Genomic DNA, 15,182 nt, shown 5'->3' with positions numbered 1-15,182 from the left:
GGTCGGAGAAATTGAACAGGTCACCAAGGTCGAGCAGTTGCTGTTGGATGGGCACAAAAAATCCGATGCCAGAAGACTGGCATCGGATTCTGATTGGCTCAGCTGCTTAAGTGAACAGCATTACCGCCGAGGCGGGGTTTTTCGATTCACTTGAACAGCGTATCCGGATACTCCGGTTTCTGTTCCCGCGCCAGCAGCGCGCGCAGGCCTTCCTCAGGCGTCTGCTCGCCGTGCAGCACGGCACGCACGCGGTCCGAGATCGGCAGGTCGATGCCATGACGGCGTGCCTGTCGCATCACTTCGTCGGCGGTCTGCACCGACTCGACCACCTGGCCGATTTCGCGCACGGCATCCTGCAGCGTCTGGCCACGGCCCAGGGCCAGGCCCAGGCGGCGATTGCGCGACAGGTCGCCGGTGCAGGTCAGCACCAGATCGCCCAGGCCCGCCAGGCCCATCAGCGTTTCCGGCTTGGCGCCGATCGCCGCGGCCAGGCGCAGCATCTCGTTGAGGCCACGGGTGATCAGGCCGGCACGGGCGTTGAGGCCCAGCTGCATGCCATCGGCCACGCCGGTGGCCACGGCCAGCACGTTCTTCATTGCGCCGCCCAGCTCGGCACCAACCATGTCGTCGCCGGTGTAGGCACGGAACGCCGGGCCATGCATCGCCTCGGCCACCGTCTGCGCGAACTCGGGCACGTCGCCATGCACGGTGATCGCCGTCGGCAGGCCCTGGGTCACTTCCTTGGCGAACGACGGGCCGGTGACGACGGCCAGCGGCACGTCCTCACCCAGCACTTCGCGCGCCACTTCATGCAGGAAGCGGCCCGAACCAGGTTCGAAGCCCTTGGTGGCCCAGGCCACGCCGGCACCGGCCGGACGCAGCGGCGCCAGCGCACGCACGGTTTCACCGAAGGCATGCGACGGGGTGACCACCAGGATCCAGGCGGCGCCCTCCACTGCCGACGCCAGGTCGGTGGTGGCACGCAGGCTGTCCGGCAGCGGGATGCCCGGCAGGTAGCGCGGGTTCTCGTGGCGCTGGTCGATGGCCTCGACCACGGCAGCGTCGCGCCCCCACAGCACGGTCGGGTGACCGTGCCGTGCGAGCAGGCTGGCCAGCGCGGTTCCCCAGGAACCGGCGCCAAGCACGGCGATCTTGTCAGCGGTAGTGCTCATCCGTGACGTCGCGGCAGGAATCAGGCGTTGCCAGCCGGCTCGGAGTCAGCCAGCGACGGTGCGTCGCCCTGCTCCTGGCGCTGGCGCAGGGTTTCTGCGTACAGGCCTTCGAAGTTGATCGGCTGCAGGAAGAACGGCGGGAAGCCGCCGGCCTGGATCAGGTCGCTGATCAGCTGACGCACGTACGGGAACAGGATGTTCGGGCACTGGGTGCCGAGCAGCACGTCGATCGACTGCGGGTCCAGGCCGACCAGGCCGAACACGCCGGCCTGCTTCACTTCGGCCACGTAGGCGGTGCGCTCACCGGCCTGGCAGGTCAGGGTCACGGCCAGCACCACTTCGAAGGCGTTCTCGCCCAGGCGCTGCACCTGCTGGTTCAGGTTGAGCTGCAGTTCCGGCTGCACCTGGTCATTGAAGATGGTCGGAGCGTTCGGCGACTCGAAGGAGACGTCCTTGACGTAGATCTTCTCGACGGTGAAAGCAGGGCCGGTAGCGGCATCGACCGGCGCAGCGGCGCCGTTGGTGATCTCTTCGGACATTTCCAGTAACTCCAGGTGAATGCAATGAAAACGATGGTCGAACTACTGCGATGGGGGCGGGATCAGGCCCATACAAGGCCGGATCCGCCACCTGCGGCAATCAGTTGCGGCCCTTGACCAGCGGCAGCTCGGCCTGCTGCCAGGCGGGAATGCCGCCGTCGAGCACGTAGACCTTTTCGAAGCCGGCCTTCTTCAGCGCCTTGGCGGCGGTTTCCGAGGCGTTGCCGCTGCGGCACACCAGCACCACCGGCGACTGCTTGGCGTTGGCCACCAGCTTGTTGTCCGGGCCGAAGGCACTGGCCTGGGCATTGCGGCTGCCGGCAATGTGGCCCTTCTCGAAGTCACCGCTGGCCGACAGGTCGACCACCACCGTGCCACCCGCGTTGATCAGCTGGGTCAGTTCGGCGGGCTTGATGCCCTTGAAGCCCCGGAACAGGCGGCGGATCTCGGTGACGATGATGGCCACGGTCAGGCCGACCAGGGCCGCGGACAGCATCGGGTTTCGGCCTGCAAAGGCCAGCAACTCTTCGTAATTCACTCAGGTCACGGGTCGATTAAGCGGGCGCCGATTGTCGCACAAGCCGGACGCGGCCCGTCACTGCCCCTTCCACAGGTCCGGCAGGCCGGCGGTCTGCCACCAGCGCTTGGCCTCGGCATCCCAGCGCCAGCGCTCGACCACCACCACGGTGCGTTCGGCCTGGGTGTTCTGGTTGATCACCCCGATTTCGACCCGGCGCTCGACCAGGCCTCCGTCCAGCGAGGCGCTGCTGCGCTCGCGGTAGGACGACACGCGCAGCTGCGCGTAGCGGTTGAGCTCGAACTCGGTGGGCGGCTTTTCCTTGCGCAGCTTGGGGTCCAGATAGCCGATGGCATCGTCCATGCTGCCCCAGCGGATGGTGGCGCCGTAGGCGATCTGGGTCTCTTCCAGCAGCTTGCGCTGCTTGCGGCTCAGGTCGTCTGCCGAAGCCACGGCGCTGGCCAGCAGCAGGGAACACATCAGGAACTGGATGAGGCGGCGCATCGGTGGTTTCCCCAGAACGTCAGCCTGCCATCCTACCCTTTGGCGAAGGCAACGAAGCGACCACTGAACTCGGCGGCGGGCTTGCCATCGGCACCGGGCTGGGTGGCGATGATGCTGATGCGGGCCTTGCGGCGCTGGCGGAAGGTGTTCAGGAAAGCATCCCAGCCAGTGGCCTCGGCCGCTTCGGCATGGGCGTGCAGGTCTTCGTAGACCGGTGCCAGGTAGCGCAGGTTGCTGTCGGCCACGTAGACCTCGGCATCGTGGCCGGCCAGGCGCAGGCGCAGGCTGACCAGCGCCCAGCCGGACAGGGTCAGCACCGAGGCCAGGCTGCCACCGAAGGCGTTGCCCTTGTCGTTGACGTTGGCGGCCAGCGGCGCGGTGATGCGCAGCACGCCATCGGCATAGCCGTCGAGCTGGATCTGCATGGCGCGGACCGCCGGCATGCAGTCAAGCACGTCCTGCAGGGCGGCCAGCGAGGAAGTCAGAGCATCAACGGACATCGGAGCAGGGACCACGACAACGAAGGGCCCGCATAATGCAGGCAATGGCCGACCATACGATACCCACTGGCGCCGCCGGTTCCGAACCGGGCTGGACCTTCATTTCGCTGCGACCGCAGGGCCAGAATTCCGCGCTGCGCCGCGCCGTTGCTGGGCTGGGCGGGCATGTGCTGGCCCTGCCACCCTGGCGCTTGCAGCGCCTGAACGGCACGCCAGTGGTGCACCAGCTGCAACGCGCGCTGAACTGCGATCGGGTGGTGTTCACCAGCCCGGCCGCCGTTACCGCAGCCGCCACCCTGTTGTCACTGGCCGAGGCACAACGCAGCCCGTGGCTGACCGTGGGCGAAGGCACCGCGCGCGCGCTGCGGGCGCAGGGTGTCGCCGAGGTGCATGCGCCTCAACGGATGGACAGCGAGGGCCTGCTGGCGCTGCCGGTACTGGCGGACGTACGCGGCCTGCGCATCGGACTGGTCACCGCCCCCGGCGGACGCGGCCTGATTGCCGCGCAACTGCAGGCGGCCGGCGCCAGCATCGAACGCGCCGATGTCTATCAGCGTCGCCTGCTGCGCCTGTCGCCACGCACGCTGGCTCGATTGGCGCATTCAGCGTATCCGTGGGTGCTGGCGGTCAGCAGTGGTGAGGCGTTGCTGCATTTCTGGCAGCAGCTTCCGCCGGCATTGCAGCAACGCTGCCAGGCACATGCCACCGCCGTGGTGGCCAGCGAACGGCTGGGCGAACAGGCGCACGCATTGGGGCTGCAGCGCGTGGCGCGCGCGGCCGGGCCCACCACCGCGCAGCTGGTGGCGGCTGCACACGCCACGCTCACCGTCCCGGCAGCGAACTGAACAGGGACGTGGGTCACGCTTGCCGCTGTGGTCGGCAACAGTGATGCTGTGCACAACGCGGCCTGCCGGAACCTGACCGGCGACGGTGCCGACAAGGAAGCCCCATGAACGAGACTCCGCCCGTTTCCCCGCCCCGTCGACCCGTGCGCTGGCTGCTGCCGCTGGCCGGGGTGGTCGTGCTTGGCGTGGGCGGCTATGCCGGCTGGTACGTCTGGCAGCAGCAACAAAACGAACAGGAAGCGCAGGCGCAGACCACGGCCGTACAGCTGCAGGGCCTGCAGGCGACGCTGGATGCATTGCGCCGCGACCAGCGCGCAACCAGCCAGCGCCTGCAGGATGCGGCGACCACCAACCGCGTGCTGCGCGACGAGATGCTGGGCCTTTCCCAGCGCAGTGCGCTGCTGGAAGAGAACCTGGCCAAGCTGGCCGACAGCGCCAACCAGGGCCGTCAGGCGGTACAGCGCGATGAGGCCGAACTGCTGCTGACCCAGGCGGCGCAGCGCCTGAACTACGCCGACGACGTGGAAGGCGCACGCCGCCTGTATGCACAGGCCGCCACCGCGCTGGCCGATCTGCCCGACAGCGACGGCCTGAACCTGCGCCAGGCCCTGGTACAGGAACGCGATGCACTGGATGCGCTGGGCACCGGCCCGCGCGTGCAATCGCTGCAGCGGTTGGATGCCCTGGCCAAGGCCCTGCAGGGCCTGCCCTCGCAGGTGACGGGTAGCACCGCGCCCGGCGCCGGCAAGCCCTGGTGGCAGGCCACGCTGGCACCGTTCGTGGACATCACCCCGAGCCGCCAGAATGGCCCGCTGACCGCCGCCGAACGCCGCAATGCCGACGATGCGCTGCAGCTGGAACTGACCCTGGCGCGTGCCGCAATCGAACGTGGCGACCGCACCGGTCGCGATACCGCGTTGGCGCGCGTGGAACACTGGGCACAGCGGCGTTGGCCGGATTCACCGGCCCTGCGCGCGCAACGTGCTGAACTGAAGGCCTTGCGCGAGCTTCCGCTGCAGGCCAGCAACAGCGTTCTTGGCAGCACCCTGCAGCAACTGCGCACCCAGACCGACCGGAGGTAATCCCCCATGAAACCCCTGCAATCCCTGGTCGTGCTGTTGCTGGCCGTGGCCATCGGCGTGGTGGCCGCGCAATGGCTCGGTGCCGATGACCTCAACCGCTTCGGCGAAGTGACCCTGCGCTACGGCGGCTACGACTACCACAGCAACCTGCCCAAGGTGGCACTGCTGTCGGTGATCGCGGTGCTGGTGCTGTGGCTGCTGTGGAGCCTGATCGCTGCACCGTTCCGCGCCTGGGGCCGCTACCGCCGCAAGCAGGGCCGGGTGCGCCTGATCGACGGCCTGCAGGCCTATGAGCACGGCCAGTGGCAGCGTGCCGAAAAGCTGCTGGATGGTGCCGCCAAGGATCCGGAAGTGAGCGCGGTGGCGCTGGCCAATGCCGTGCGCAGTGCGCAGGCACGTGCCGACGGCCCCGCCGGTGAAGCCCTGCTGCAGCGCCTGGGCGAGAGCGATGCCACCCTGCAGGCGCTTCTGCGCGCCGAACAGCTGCTGGCGCGCGATCTGCCGGTGGATGCGATCAACGCGTTGGATGTGGCGACGATCCAGCCGCTGCCGCCGCGCGGCCTGTGGCTGCGTACCGAAGCGCTGGCACAGGCCGGCCGCGCCCACGAGGCGTATGGCCAGCTGGGTGCACTGCGCCAGAGCAAGGTGCTGCCGGCCGACGCCAACAGCGAACTGGAAGCACGCCTGGCCGCACAGGCGCTGCTGGAAGCAGCCGACGTCAACGCGCTGGCCGCGCAGTGGGAAGCCACGCCGAAGGCGCTGCGCCCGACCCCGGACGTGGTGGGTGCGTATGCCAGCCGTGCGGTTGCATTGAACTGGGACGAACCGGCGCTGCTGGCGTTGGAACAGGCACTGGACCAGCGTTGGGATGACGAACTGGTGGCGCTGTATGGCCGCCTGCCGGCCGAGCGCCTGGCCACGCGTCAGGCCAACCTCGCGCGCTGGCGCAACGTGCACGACAGCTCGGCTGCGCTGCGCCTGGCACAGGGCCGCGTCGCCCTGGCCCAGCAGCAGTGGGATGCCGCCGATGCGTTCCTGCACGAGGCCATCGCCGCGGGCGCCGGTGCCCCGGCGTGGGAGGCACTGGGTGAGCTGTTCGCACAGCGTGGCGAGCACGCGCTGGCCGCGCAGTGCCTGGCCAATGCGCTGCGACTGCAGCGTGGCGAGGACAGCGTGGAACTGGTGCGCGGCACCGAAGCGCCGCTGCGTGCCACGGTGGAGGAGCAGCCGGTTACGGTGCAGCCGCCGGTGTATGACGCCAACGAAGAGCGCGACGAATTCGGCAATCCACGGTTGCCGTGATCCCTGCTGAAGCGTGCCGACCAACGGTCGGCACCCACCGGAGCAGAAAAAACGCCGCCCATTGGGCGGCGTTTTCATCTGTGAAATCCGGTAGTCGCCAACCTTGGTTGGCGCGCGGTCGCAACGATCAGCGCTCGACGATCGCCACTACGCCCATGCCGCCGGCGGTGCAGATCGACACCAGCGCGCGGCCACCGCCGCGTTCGGCCAGCTGCTTGGCTGCGGTGGCGATGACGCGTGCGCCAGTCGCCGCGAACGGGTGGCCAGTGGCCAGCGACGAGCCCAGCAAGTTGATCTTGTCCGGGTCGATGCGACCCAGCGGTGCATCCAGGCCCAGGCGATTGCGGCAGTAATCCTCGCTCTCCCACGCACGCAGGGTGCACAGCACCTGCGCGGCAAAAGCTTCGTGGATCTCGTAGATGTCGAAGTCCTGCAGGGTCAGGCCGTTGCGCTTGAGCATCTCCGGCACGGCCACGGTCGGCGCCATCAGCAGGCCTTCGCCATGCACGAAGTCCACCGCCGAGACGTGCGCGTCACGCAGATAGGCCTGCGGCTCATGGCCGTGGGCACGCGCCCACTCTTCGCTGGCCAGCAGCACGGCGGCGGCGCCGTCGGTCAGCGGCGTGGAGTTGGCGGCGGTGAGCGTGCCGCGGCCGGAAACCTTGTCGAACGCCGGCTTCAGCGTGGCCAGCTTCTCCAGCGAAGTATCCGGGCGCAGGATGTTGTCACGCTCGACACCACGGAACGGTGCGATCAGGTCGTTGAAGAAACCGCGCTCATAGGCGGCAGCCAGCTTCTTGTGCGACGACACCGCCCACTCGTCCTGCGAGTCACGCGAGATGTTCCATTCCTTGGCCATGTCCTCGCAGTGGTCACCCATGCTCTTGCCGGTGCGCGGCTCGGCCACGCCCGGGAATTCGGGCTTGAGCTCGGAGAACTTGAAGCCAGCGGTGAGCGCGCGGATCTTGTCGCCGGTGCTCTTGGCACGGTTGGCGGCCAGCAGGCGCGCGCGCAGCTTCTTGCCGTAGACGATCGGCACGTCGGAGGTTGTGTCCGAACCGCCACCGATACCCGATTCGATCTGGCCCAGCGCGATCTTGTTGGCAACCGTGATGATGCTGTCCAGCGAGGTGCCGCAGGCGCGCTGCAGGGTGATGCCCGGGGTCAACGGCGACAGGCCAGAAGAGAGCGTGGCTTCGCGGCCCAGGTTCCAGTCGCTGGAGTGCTTGATCACCGCACCCATCGCCACTTCACCCAGCTGCTGGCCGTGCAGGCCGAAACGTTCGACCAGCGCGCCCAGCGTACGGACCGACATGCCAAGGTTGCCGACATCCGAATACGCGGTGTTCTGGCGGCAGAACGGAATGCGGACGCCACCGAGGATGGCGACGGGACGAGCGTTGGGCATGGAGATACCTGGCATGGATGAGGGTGTCTGCAACATGGCCTGCACGACGGAGCAGGCATAATGGAGCCAAGTGTAGCTGCCGCCCTGTGATGGGCCAACCGTGGAACCATGAGCAAACCCGACCCCGCGATGAATGCCCTTGGCGTGCTGGCCCTGGAACTGGCCGGCGGCGAAATCCCCCGCCAGGCGGTGCTCAGCGCCGAACAGGCCGGTGAACTGGCCGATCGCGTCGGCCGCGACCTGTCCAAGCTGGTGCCGCAGGTGGCCGAGCTGGACCTGGTGTTCGCCGCCGCCCATTTCGACCCGGCCGAAGTACTGCGCCCGGGCTGGCCGATCCATCGCCGCCTGGAAGAACTGCAGATGCGTGCGCCGGGCCGCAACCAGGGCCCGCGCCTGCTGGCCTTCGGTACCGATGCCAACGGTGATGTGCCGCTGCCGTTCCAGGCCGATGCCAGCCTGGTGGGCGGTGGCCTGCGCGTGGTGCCGTTCCTGCTGACCGGCAGCGACGTGGCGACGACCAACGCGGTGGCCGAGGCGTTGGAAGACACGCTGCTGGCCAACGGCATGGCGCATGCCGACACCGCGTTGATGGCGCAGAACACCTTCGGTGCCCGCATCGAGCATGCGCGCTATTTCACCGTGAATGATCTGGCCGCGATGATGTCGATGCAGTACGACAATCAGGGCCTGGCCGCGCTGTGGCCGCTGATCGAGACCGCGATCATGGCCCCGGGCGAGGACGAATGGCTCAACGCCGCGCCCGAGCCGCTGCTGCGCTACACGCACGGCGAGGCACGCATGGCGCTGTTCGATCCGGCCGGCTGGTGCGCGCACTACAACCACGGCAAGAACGACTGCGACCGCCTGAAGGGCATCTACGAGCAGTTCCTGATGCGCCAGCGGCAGATGGCCGCGGTGCTGGAAGCGCACGGCGTGCCGGTGCTGTTCGTGCACTGCGAGGCCGGTCAGGACGCGCGCGAACTGCTGGCGCGCTGACCCGGGTGGCCTGTTGGTAGTGCCGGCCGCTGGCCGGCAACCTCCGGATCTGCGATTGCCGGCCAGCGGCCGGCACTACCGATAAAGAAAAACGCCGGCTTGCGCCGGCGTTTTCTGATGGCTTACTGCGCCTTCTGGATCACTGCGCAGGCCAGGCGCGCACCGGCGTTGCCGGTCGGCTGGGTCTTGTAGTCATCCGCATCGGCGTGGACGATCAGGCCGCGGCCGATGATGTCGAAGTCATCGCCCTTGCCGATGTTGACGTTGCTCGACACCGGGCCGTCGATGGTGGCCACGCCCTTGTCGTCGGCCTTGATGTTGGGCATGTCGCCACCGTGGTGCGGATCGGCGGACACGCTGCCGTGATCCTGCTTGCCCGGGTTGAAGTGGCCACCGGCGCTCATGCCGTCCGGCGCGCTGCAGTCGCCCTTCTCGTGGATGTGGAAGCCGTGCTCGCTGCCCGGCTTCAGGCCGCTGATCTGGCCGGTCACGTGGACCTTGCCGTCAACCACCTTGAAGGTGACGCTGCCCTTGGCCTCGTTGCCCTGGGTCGGTGCCAGCTCGGCGGTGGCCGAGGCGTCGGCAGCCGGTGCAGGTGCTGCGGCCGGTTCGGCGGTGGCGCCGTCGGCCGGCGCGGCCGGCGCGGTTTCAGCCTGCGACGCGGCCGGCTGCTGGTTGCAGGCCGCCAGGCCCAGTGCAGCAATGGCTGCGAACAGCGAAGTGTGGATCAAACGCATGGAATCTCTCCCTGGATGATGCCTGCAGTGATCAGCGGACAACCCGGATCACGCCACAGGCGATGCGGACGCCGGCATTGCCGGCGGGCTGGCTGCGATAGTCGTCGGCGTTGGCATGCACGACCAGTGCACGTCCGGCGATATCGGTGGCGGCGCCTCCGCCAAGGGTAACGCCCTTGAGGTGAATATCGACGTTGGCGCGGCCCTGGGCGTCGGCACGCAGATTGTCCATGTCGCCCAGGTGGTGCTTGCCGGTGCCGGCGCGGCCATGCGCAGCGCCACCGGGATTGAAGTGATTGCCGGCACTGCTGGCATCCACCGCGCTGCAGTCACCGCGCTCATGAATGTGGAAACCGGCCTGCTGCATCGGCTGCAGGCCACCGATCAGCCCGGTGATGTGGATGCCACCTGGCTCCACCATCAGCGCGATGCGGCCACTGACGATGCTGGCCGAGGCCGGCGACAGATTGGCCTCGGCCTGCTTGGCGGCGCTGACCACGGTCGGCGGTGGCGGGATGGGTTCGGCCTTCTTCGGCGCACTGCCACAGGCAGACAGCAGCGCGGCGGCGGACAACGGCAGGATGGCAAAGGACAGACGCATCGAAGACTCCTTGCAGGTGACACTACGGACGGCATCGTCCATGAACGATCAACGGTTCGGCAAGCGGGCGCGAGGATCGCGTGCAGGGACCGTTCAATGGCCCCCGCGACGGCGCCCGGCGCCCAGCTTGCGGGTAAGGGTATTGCGGCCAAGGCCCAGGCGGGCCGCGGCTTCGGCGCGGCGGCCGTGGGTGATCTGCAGCGCGGCCTCCAGCAGGGCATGGTCGACCCGCTCTCGCACCTGCGCGTGCAGCCCTTCCACGCCTTCGGCCAGCTGACGGCGTGCCCATTCGGCCAGCAGCGCCTCCCACTGCCCCGGATCGGCGTTGGTGGTGCTGCTGCGACGACCGCGCGTACGGTTGAGCGCGGTATCGACGTCGGCCACGCCAATGGTGTCAGCGGCGGCCAGCGCCGCCATCCGCCAGCACACGTTTTCCAGTTCGCGCACGTTGCCCGGCCAGTCGTGTTCGCGCAGCGCCTGCAGTGCGGCAGCGGTCAGGCGCTTCGGCGGCGTATCCAGCTTGCGTGCGGCGGCGGCCAGGAAGGTGCTGGCCAGTTGCGCGATGTCCTCGCGACGCTCGCGCAGCGGTGGCAGCTGCAGGCGCACCACGTCCAGGCGATGCAGCAGATCGGCACGGAACTTCCCCTGTGCGACCAGGCCTTCCAGATCCTGGTGGGTGGCGGCAATCACCCGCACGTCGACGCGGATCAACTCGCGACCACCGACGCGGAAGAACTCGCCCTGTGCCAGCACGCGCAACAGACGGGTCTGCAGCGGCAACGGCATGTCGCCGATCTCATCCAGGAACAGGGTGCCGCCGTTGGCCTGCTCGAAGCGACCGATATGGCGGCGCTGGGCACCGGTGAAGGCGCCGGCTTCGTGGCCGAACAACTCGCTTTCCAGCAGCTCGGACGGGATTGCAGCAGTATTGAGCGCGACGAACGGCCCCTGCGCGCGCGGCGATTCGCGATGAAGCGCATTGGCCACCAGCTCCTTGCCGGTGCCGGTTTCGCCGGTGATCAGCACCGCCAGCGGCGCCTGCGCCAGGCGGCCGATGGCACGGAACAGCGCACGCATCGGCGGGGTATCGCCCACCAGTTGCGGCGGCTGGTCGCCATGCGCTTCCGCCGCAGGTGTGGGCGCCGCCAGTGCCGGTGCAACGGCCGGCAGCACACGCTGCGCCAGCGCCACGGCGTCGTCCAGATCGAACGGCTTGGACAGGAATTCATGCGCGCCACCGCGGAACGCACCGGCCGTGCTGGCCACGTCGGTGTAGGCCGACATCACCACCACCGGCAGCTGCGGCAGCGCGGCCTTGAGCTTGTCCAACAGCACCAGGCCATCGTCACCCGGCATGCGCACATCGGTGAACAGCAACGCCGGCGGCGGGCCTTCGCTCAACGCCTGCAGTGCGGGGGCGGCGCTGTCGAAATCGACGACCTGGTAGCCCGCCTCGCGCAGCGCGGTGCACAGCACGAAACGCACGGCCCGATCGTCATCGACCACCCAGATGCGCTGCGGGGACGAAAAAGACTCAGACATCGCGCGGGGCCTCCTCGGCCGGGGCGGCGCCGTTGCCGATCGGCAGCAGCAGGGTGAACACGGTATGGCCCGGGCGCGAGCGGTAGGTCAGCGTACCGCGATGCTCGCGCGCGACCTGCTGGGCCAGCGCCAGGCCCAAGCCAGTGCCTTCGGCTCGGCCACTGACCAGGGGCAGGAACAGGTGCTCGGCCAGTTCCTCGGGCACGCCACGGCCGTCGTCGGCGATCTCCAGGCGCAGCGCCAGCGTGTGCAGCTGCTCGGCGATGCGCACGCCATGCTCCACGCGGGTGCGCAGGGTGATGTTGCCGGCACCGGCCTGGATCGCGTTGCGCACCAGGTTCCACACTGCCTGGGTGAGGCGGTCGGCGTCGCCATGGAATTCGGGAATGCTGGGGTCGTAGTCGCGCTGCAGGCGTACCGCCCAACCGGCCTCGTTCTCGGCCAGGCGCAGCACGCGTTCCAGCGCGGCGTGGATGTTCAGCTCGGCATGCGGTGCGGCCGGGGCCGGCGACAGCAGCTGGTCGAGCAGGCCGTTGAGGCGTTCGATCTCCGAGCCGATCAGCTCGATCAGCTCGCGTTCGCTGGCATCGCGTTGGGCCGCGCGGCGGGCCAGCAGCTGGGCCGCGCCCTTCAACCCGGCCAGTGGGTTGCGCAGCTCGTGGGCCAGTCCCTTCAGCGCCGCACTGAGCGCGCTGGGCAGGGCCTGGGTCGGGTCGAGCCCGGGGAATTCATCGACCGGATGCGCCTCCAGCAGCCAGCCGCCATCGTCGCGGCGGCTCATCCAGCCCTCGGCGAAGCGCGGCGCCTCGCCGGGCACCGCCAGCGCCAACCGGTTCAGGCGCAGGCTGTCGCGCTCATCGCGGGCCAGGAAATGGGCCAGTGCCTCGCCCTGCACTTCCAGTGCGGCCAGCGGCCGCCCCAGCAGGCGCCGGACGCTGACGCCCAGCCAGCGGGCGAAGGCCGGGTTGCAGCCGGCAATGCAGCCATCGGCCCCGGCCCAGGCCAACGGCGTGCCCAGGGCATCGAGGGACGGCGGGGGTGCGGGGTCGGACATTGCACCAATGTAGTGCAAAACGCGGGTCCGGGGTCGGATCCCTTTCCGTCAGGAAAGGGCCCTGACCACTGCCGCAGGGCGAGCAAGCTCGCCCACTACCGGATACGTGAGCGGGTCACAGTTTCATATTGAGGCCGACGAACACGCTACGGCCAGGGGCCGGCGAAAACATCGGGCGAGCGCTGTCCCAGAAGAAGCTGTCGTACCAGGCGTAGGCGTACTGGCGTCCGGTAACGTTCTTCAGCTGCAGGTCCACGCTCCAGCGTGGGTTGATCTGGTAGGCCGCGCTGAGGTCGAGCACGGCAAAGCCACCGAACTTTCCGGCCACATTGCGCTCTTCCAAGTAGTAATCGCCCTGCGCGCGTGCCTGCAGGCCGAGGCGAAGCGCGTCGCTGGCGCGGTAATCCGCCCCCAGGTTGCTGATGTATCGCGGGGTGGCGGCCACTTCGCGGCCCTGCAGGGAAATGCTGGCGTCGCGGTCGTCGCGGGTGATCTTCGCTTCCTGGTAGGCGTGCGACGCCCATACCGTCCAGTCGTCGCCCAGCTGCAGGCTCAACTGCGCATCCACGCCGCGTCGGCGGGTCTTGCCCAAGGTGACCGTGGTACCGGTGGCCGGCATGTTGGACACCTCGTTTTCCGCATCCTGCTGCCATACCGCCAGACGTGCCTGGCTGCCCGCGAACGGCTGGAACTTCAGGCCCAGCTCCATGCCGGTGTTGGTGGACGGATGCATCGGCGCCTGGCCCGGGGCGAGGTAAGCCGGCGCGGTGGATCCAGTGAGCACCTGGAAAGTGCGGCCCCAGTTTGCGTAGACGTGGGTGTTCTCGCCCAGGCTGTGGATGACGCTCAGTTTGGGCTGGCCGATGCTGCCGTAATCCTGCAGCCGAGCGCTGAGGCCGTTCATCAGGTGGGTACGGCCACTGAAGCGGTCCACACGGTAGGCCGGCACGATCTTCCACGCCTCGACGGGCTGGTAGATGGCCTGCACGTAGGCGCCCCAATTGTCGAAGCTGTGGCGGTCGTTGTTCTGCACCCGTGCCGGGGCACGGCTGAAGTCGGTGGGTTCGGCGTAGGCGTAGCGATCGCGGAGGTAGCTGTTGTCCTGCTGCTCGTAGTTCAAGCCGCCCTCGACGGTAAGCGCGGGGCTGGCCTGCCAGGTGAGCGTGCTGAGCAGGCCGGTCTGCCGCTCATCCCACACGCGGCGCTGGCGCGGCAGGTTGCCGGTGGGCAGGTCGCTGAAGGTCACGCGGCGGTCGTCTTCGTAGCGGTTGTAATAGAGCCGCGTGCCGAAGGTGAGCCTCTCGGACAGTTTCATATCCAGGTGCGCGGCAATCTGGCGCATGTCGCGGTCATCGCCATCGTTGCCGTTGCGCAGGTCGCTGCCGCGGCGATGCGTGCGCAGTTCGTCGGCGGTCATGAAGCCGGGTTCTTCGGCTTCGTGGTGGTATGCACGCGCGGTCAGGCCCACGCGCAGGCCCTCGTCCAGCGAGCCGTAGAACCACTTGCCGCCCAGCGAATATTTCTTCGAGGTGTCGTGGTCGCGGTAGCCATCGCTGGCCTGGGTGCCGACGAAATAGTTCTGTGCGACGCCATTGGCTTCACGGCCTACCGCCAGCTGCGCATCACGGGTGTTGTAGCTGCCGTAGGCCAGCCGCGCATCGGTATAGCTGCCGCCCTGGCGCGTGCCGAAGTTCACGTTGCCGCCGATGTTGTGCAAGCCATAGCGCGGATCGTTGGTACCGCGCACTACTTCGATGTAGCTGATTTCCAGCGGGAACAGCATGTCGATGAAGCGCTGGTTGCCGCTGTTGACGTTGCTGGGGATGCCATCGATCAGCGTCTTGATGGCATTGAGGTAGCCCTCACCGTTGAAGGCGCGGAAGCTGACCTTGCCCGATTCGGCACCCTGCCGGGTTTCGGTGAGCTGGATGCCGGGCATCTGCCCGAGCAGTTCCCAGCTGTGCGAGACGTTTCGGTCTTCGATCTGGTCCGCGCCCAGCACGTCCACCGAGGTCAGCACCTGGTGCGCGCTCAGCTGGCCCTCCCCGTGCTGGTGTACCTGCACCCTGCCGAGGGTGAGTGCGGCGTCGGCCGATTGTGCGAGTGCTTCAGGGGCGAACGGAGCCGCCGCGAGGGCGGCCACCAGCGTGGAGGTTTTCATGGGAGTGGACGGGCGCAGATGAAATGTAATCATATAACATTTCATGCGTCTGCCATGTGGAGTCGAGCCATGCTCGACTGCTCCTGGCAAACAGCAGTCGAGATCCTATGTTCGCGGTCAAGCCTGCTGGAAGCAGGCTTGACCCACCTTCAGCATGGCCGGATCGAAGTCCCGGCCGCTTTTGAAGACACCCCAGGCGATCCTGGCCAGCTTTCTGGCCAG

The 15,182-nt window shown here is 68.1% G+C and carries 15 protein-coding genes and 1 pseudogene; 4 read left to right on the top strand and 12 right to left on the bottom strand.

The window, feature by feature from the left end:
* Nucleotides 1-146: 146 nt before the first annotated feature.
* From AC5O77_RS20820 to AC5O77_RS20800, 5 genes are all read right to left on the bottom strand, one after another.
* On the bottom strand, nt 147-1,172 hold the full coding sequence (locus AC5O77_RS20820; RefSeq protein ID WP_005407597.1) for an NAD(P)H-dependent glycerol-3-phosphate dehydrogenase: 1,026 nt from the start codon (nt 1,170-1,172) through the stop codon (nt 147-149).
* A gap of 20 nt (nt 1,173-1,192) precedes the next feature.
* The gene (secB, locus tag AC5O77_RS20815; protein ID WP_005407596.1) at nt 1,193-1,711 is read right to left on the bottom strand and encodes a protein-export chaperone SecB; all 519 of its coding nucleotides are present in this window, start codon (nt 1,709-1,711) and stop codon (nt 1,193-1,195) included.
* Nucleotides 1,712-1,811: 100 nt separating this feature from the next.
* The gene (locus AC5O77_RS20810; protein WP_004134671.1) at nt 1,812-2,249 is read right to left on the bottom strand and encodes a rhodanese-like domain-containing protein; all 438 of its coding nucleotides are present in this window, start codon (nt 2,247-2,249) and stop codon (nt 1,812-1,814) included.
* A 57-nt stretch (nt 2,250-2,306) separates the two neighbouring features.
* Entirely contained in the window at nt 2,307-2,732 is a 426-nt protein-coding gene (locus tag AC5O77_RS20805) for a hypothetical protein (protein ID WP_182267020.1), read from the bottom strand.
* Nucleotides 2,733-2,764: 32 nt separating this feature from the next.
* The gene (locus AC5O77_RS20800; protein ID WP_005407593.1) at nt 2,765-3,232 is read right to left on the bottom strand and encodes a YiiD C-terminal domain-containing protein; all 468 of its coding nucleotides are present in this window, start codon (nt 3,230-3,232) and stop codon (nt 2,765-2,767) included.
* Between the two features lie 35 nt (nt 3,233-3,267).
* Between AC5O77_RS20800 and AC5O77_RS20795 the strand changes: the two genes are divergently transcribed.
* The 3 genes from AC5O77_RS20795 to AC5O77_RS20785 all read left to right on the top strand — a co-directional run bounded on the left by AC5O77_RS20795 (nt 3,268) and on the right by AC5O77_RS20785 (nt 6,461).
* Nucleotides 3,268-4,077 carry a uroporphyrinogen-III synthase gene (locus tag AC5O77_RS20795; protein ID WP_478058824.1) on the top strand — a complete coding sequence of 270 codons (810 nt, stop codon included), beginning with the start codon at nt 3,268-3,270 and terminating at the stop codon, nt 4,075-4,077.
* A gap of 104 nt (nt 4,078-4,181) precedes the next feature.
* Nucleotides 4,182-5,159 (top strand): uroporphyrinogen-III C-methyltransferase, encoded by a 978-nt coding sequence (locus AC5O77_RS20790; protein ID WP_071228808.1) that lies wholly within the window; start codon nt 4,182-4,184, stop codon nt 5,157-5,159.
* Between the two features lie 6 nt (nt 5,160-5,165).
* Entirely contained in the window at nt 5,166-6,461 is a 1,296-nt protein-coding gene (locus AC5O77_RS20785; RefSeq protein WP_032130162.1) for a heme biosynthesis HemY N-terminal domain-containing protein, read from the top strand.
* 127 nt (nt 6,462-6,588) lie between these two features.
* Here the strand turns inward: AC5O77_RS20785 and AC5O77_RS20780 are convergent, their stop codons facing one another.
* Entirely contained in the window at nt 6,589-7,884 is a 1,296-nt protein-coding gene (locus AC5O77_RS20780; RefSeq protein WP_099551602.1) for an acetyl-CoA C-acetyltransferase, read from the bottom strand.
* Between the two features lie 93 nt (nt 7,885-7,977).
* On the opposite strand from AC5O77_RS20780, the gene AC5O77_RS20775 reads away from it, so the two are divergent.
* The gene (locus tag AC5O77_RS20775; protein ID WP_049423143.1) at nt 7,978-8,865 is read left to right on the top strand and encodes a hypothetical protein; all 888 of its coding nucleotides are present in this window, start codon (nt 7,978-7,980) and stop codon (nt 8,863-8,865) included.
* Between the two features lie 122 nt (nt 8,866-8,987).
* Here the strand turns inward: AC5O77_RS20775 and AC5O77_RS20770 are convergent, their stop codons facing one another.
* From AC5O77_RS20770 to AC5O77_RS20745, 6 genes and pseudogenes are all read right to left on the bottom strand, one after another.
* Nucleotides 8,988-9,602 carry a superoxide dismutase family protein gene (locus AC5O77_RS20770; protein ID WP_478058827.1) on the bottom strand — a complete coding sequence of 205 codons (615 nt, stop codon included), beginning with the start codon at nt 9,600-9,602 and terminating at the stop codon, nt 8,988-8,990.
* A gap of 31 nt (nt 9,603-9,633) precedes the next feature.
* Nucleotides 9,634-10,203 carry a superoxide dismutase family protein gene (locus AC5O77_RS20765; protein WP_071228810.1) on the bottom strand — a complete coding sequence of 190 codons (570 nt, stop codon included), beginning with the start codon at nt 10,201-10,203 and terminating at the stop codon, nt 9,634-9,636.
* Nucleotides 10,204-10,296: 93 nt separating this feature from the next.
* Nucleotides 10,297-11,745, bottom strand: a complete 1,449-nt coding sequence (ntrC, locus tag AC5O77_RS20760; RefSeq protein WP_107431370.1) for a nitrogen regulation protein NR(I) — start codon at nt 11,743-11,745, stop codon at nt 10,297-10,299.
* A complete protein-coding gene (locus AC5O77_RS20755; protein ID WP_132808743.1) occupies nt 11,738-12,799 on the bottom strand; it encodes a two-component system sensor histidine kinase NtrB in 1,062 nt (353 codons plus the stop codon). The genes ntrC and AC5O77_RS20755 overlap by 8 nt, the downstream gene beginning before the upstream one ends.
* Nucleotides 12,800-12,914: 115 nt before the next feature.
* The gene (locus tag AC5O77_RS20750) at nt 12,915-14,960 is read right to left on the bottom strand and encodes a TonB-dependent receptor (RefSeq protein WP_032130156.1); all 2,046 of its coding nucleotides are present in this window, start codon (nt 14,958-14,960) and stop codon (nt 12,915-12,917) included.
* A 117-nt stretch (nt 14,961-15,077) separates the two neighbouring features.
* Nucleotides 15,078-15,182: pseudogene (locus AC5O77_RS20745) on the bottom strand (IS110 family transposase); the annotation flags it as partial.

It is taken from the genome of Stenotrophomonas sp. INTA L402-1 (assembly GCF_059295135.1).
Note: the sequence above shows the minus strand (reverse complement) of the source record. Positions and strands in the feature narration are given on the sequence as shown.

Coding starts and splice junctions, on each gene's coding strand:
- AC5O77_RS20770 (WP_478058827.1), bottom strand. CDS start 9,602: ATGCGTTTGATCCACACTTCGCTGTTCGCAGCCATTGCTGCACTGGGC.
- AC5O77_RS20805 (WP_182267020.1), bottom strand. CDS start 2,732: ATGCGCCGCCTCATCCAGTTCCTGATGTGTTCCCTGCTGCTGGCCAGC.
- AC5O77_RS20790 (WP_071228808.1), top strand. CDS start 4,182: ATGAACGAGACTCCGCCCGTTTCCCCGCCCCGTCGACCCGTGCGCTGG.
- ntrC (WP_107431370.1), bottom strand. CDS start 11,745: ATGTCTGAGTCTTTTTCGTCCCCGCAGCGCATCTGGGTGGTCGATGAC.
- AC5O77_RS20765 (WP_071228810.1), bottom strand. CDS start 10,203: ATGCGTCTGTCCTTTGCCATCCTGCCGTTGTCCGCCGCCGCGCTGCTG.
- AC5O77_RS20755 (WP_132808743.1), bottom strand. CDS start 12,799: ATGTCCGACCCCGCACCCCCGCCGTCCCTCGATGCCCTGGGCACGCCG.
- AC5O77_RS20800 (WP_005407593.1), bottom strand. CDS start 3,232: ATGTCCGTTGATGCTCTGACTTCCTCGCTGGCCGCCCTGCAGGACGTG.
- AC5O77_RS20820 (WP_005407597.1), bottom strand. CDS start 1,172: ATGAGCACTACCGCTGACAAGATCGCCGTGCTTGGCGCCGGTTCCTGG.
- AC5O77_RS20785 (WP_032130162.1), top strand. CDS start 5,166: ATGAAACCCCTGCAATCCCTGGTCGTGCTGTTGCTGGCCGTGGCCATC.
- AC5O77_RS20750 (WP_032130156.1), bottom strand. CDS start 14,960: ATGAAAACCTCCACGCTGGTGGCCGCCCTCGCGGCGGCTCCGTTCGCC.
- AC5O77_RS20795 (WP_478058824.1), top strand. CDS start 3,268: ATGCAGGCAATGGCCGACCATACGATACCCACTGGCGCCGCCGGTTCC.
- AC5O77_RS20780 (WP_099551602.1), bottom strand. CDS start 7,884: ATGCCAGGTATCTCCATGCCCAACGCTCGTCCCGTCGCCATCCTCGGT.
- AC5O77_RS20775 (WP_049423143.1), top strand. CDS start 7,978: ATGAGCAAACCCGACCCCGCGATGAATGCCCTTGGCGTGCTGGCCCTG.
- secB (WP_005407596.1), bottom strand. CDS start 1,711: ATGTCCGAAGAGATCACCAACGGCGCCGCTGCGCCGGTCGATGCCGCT.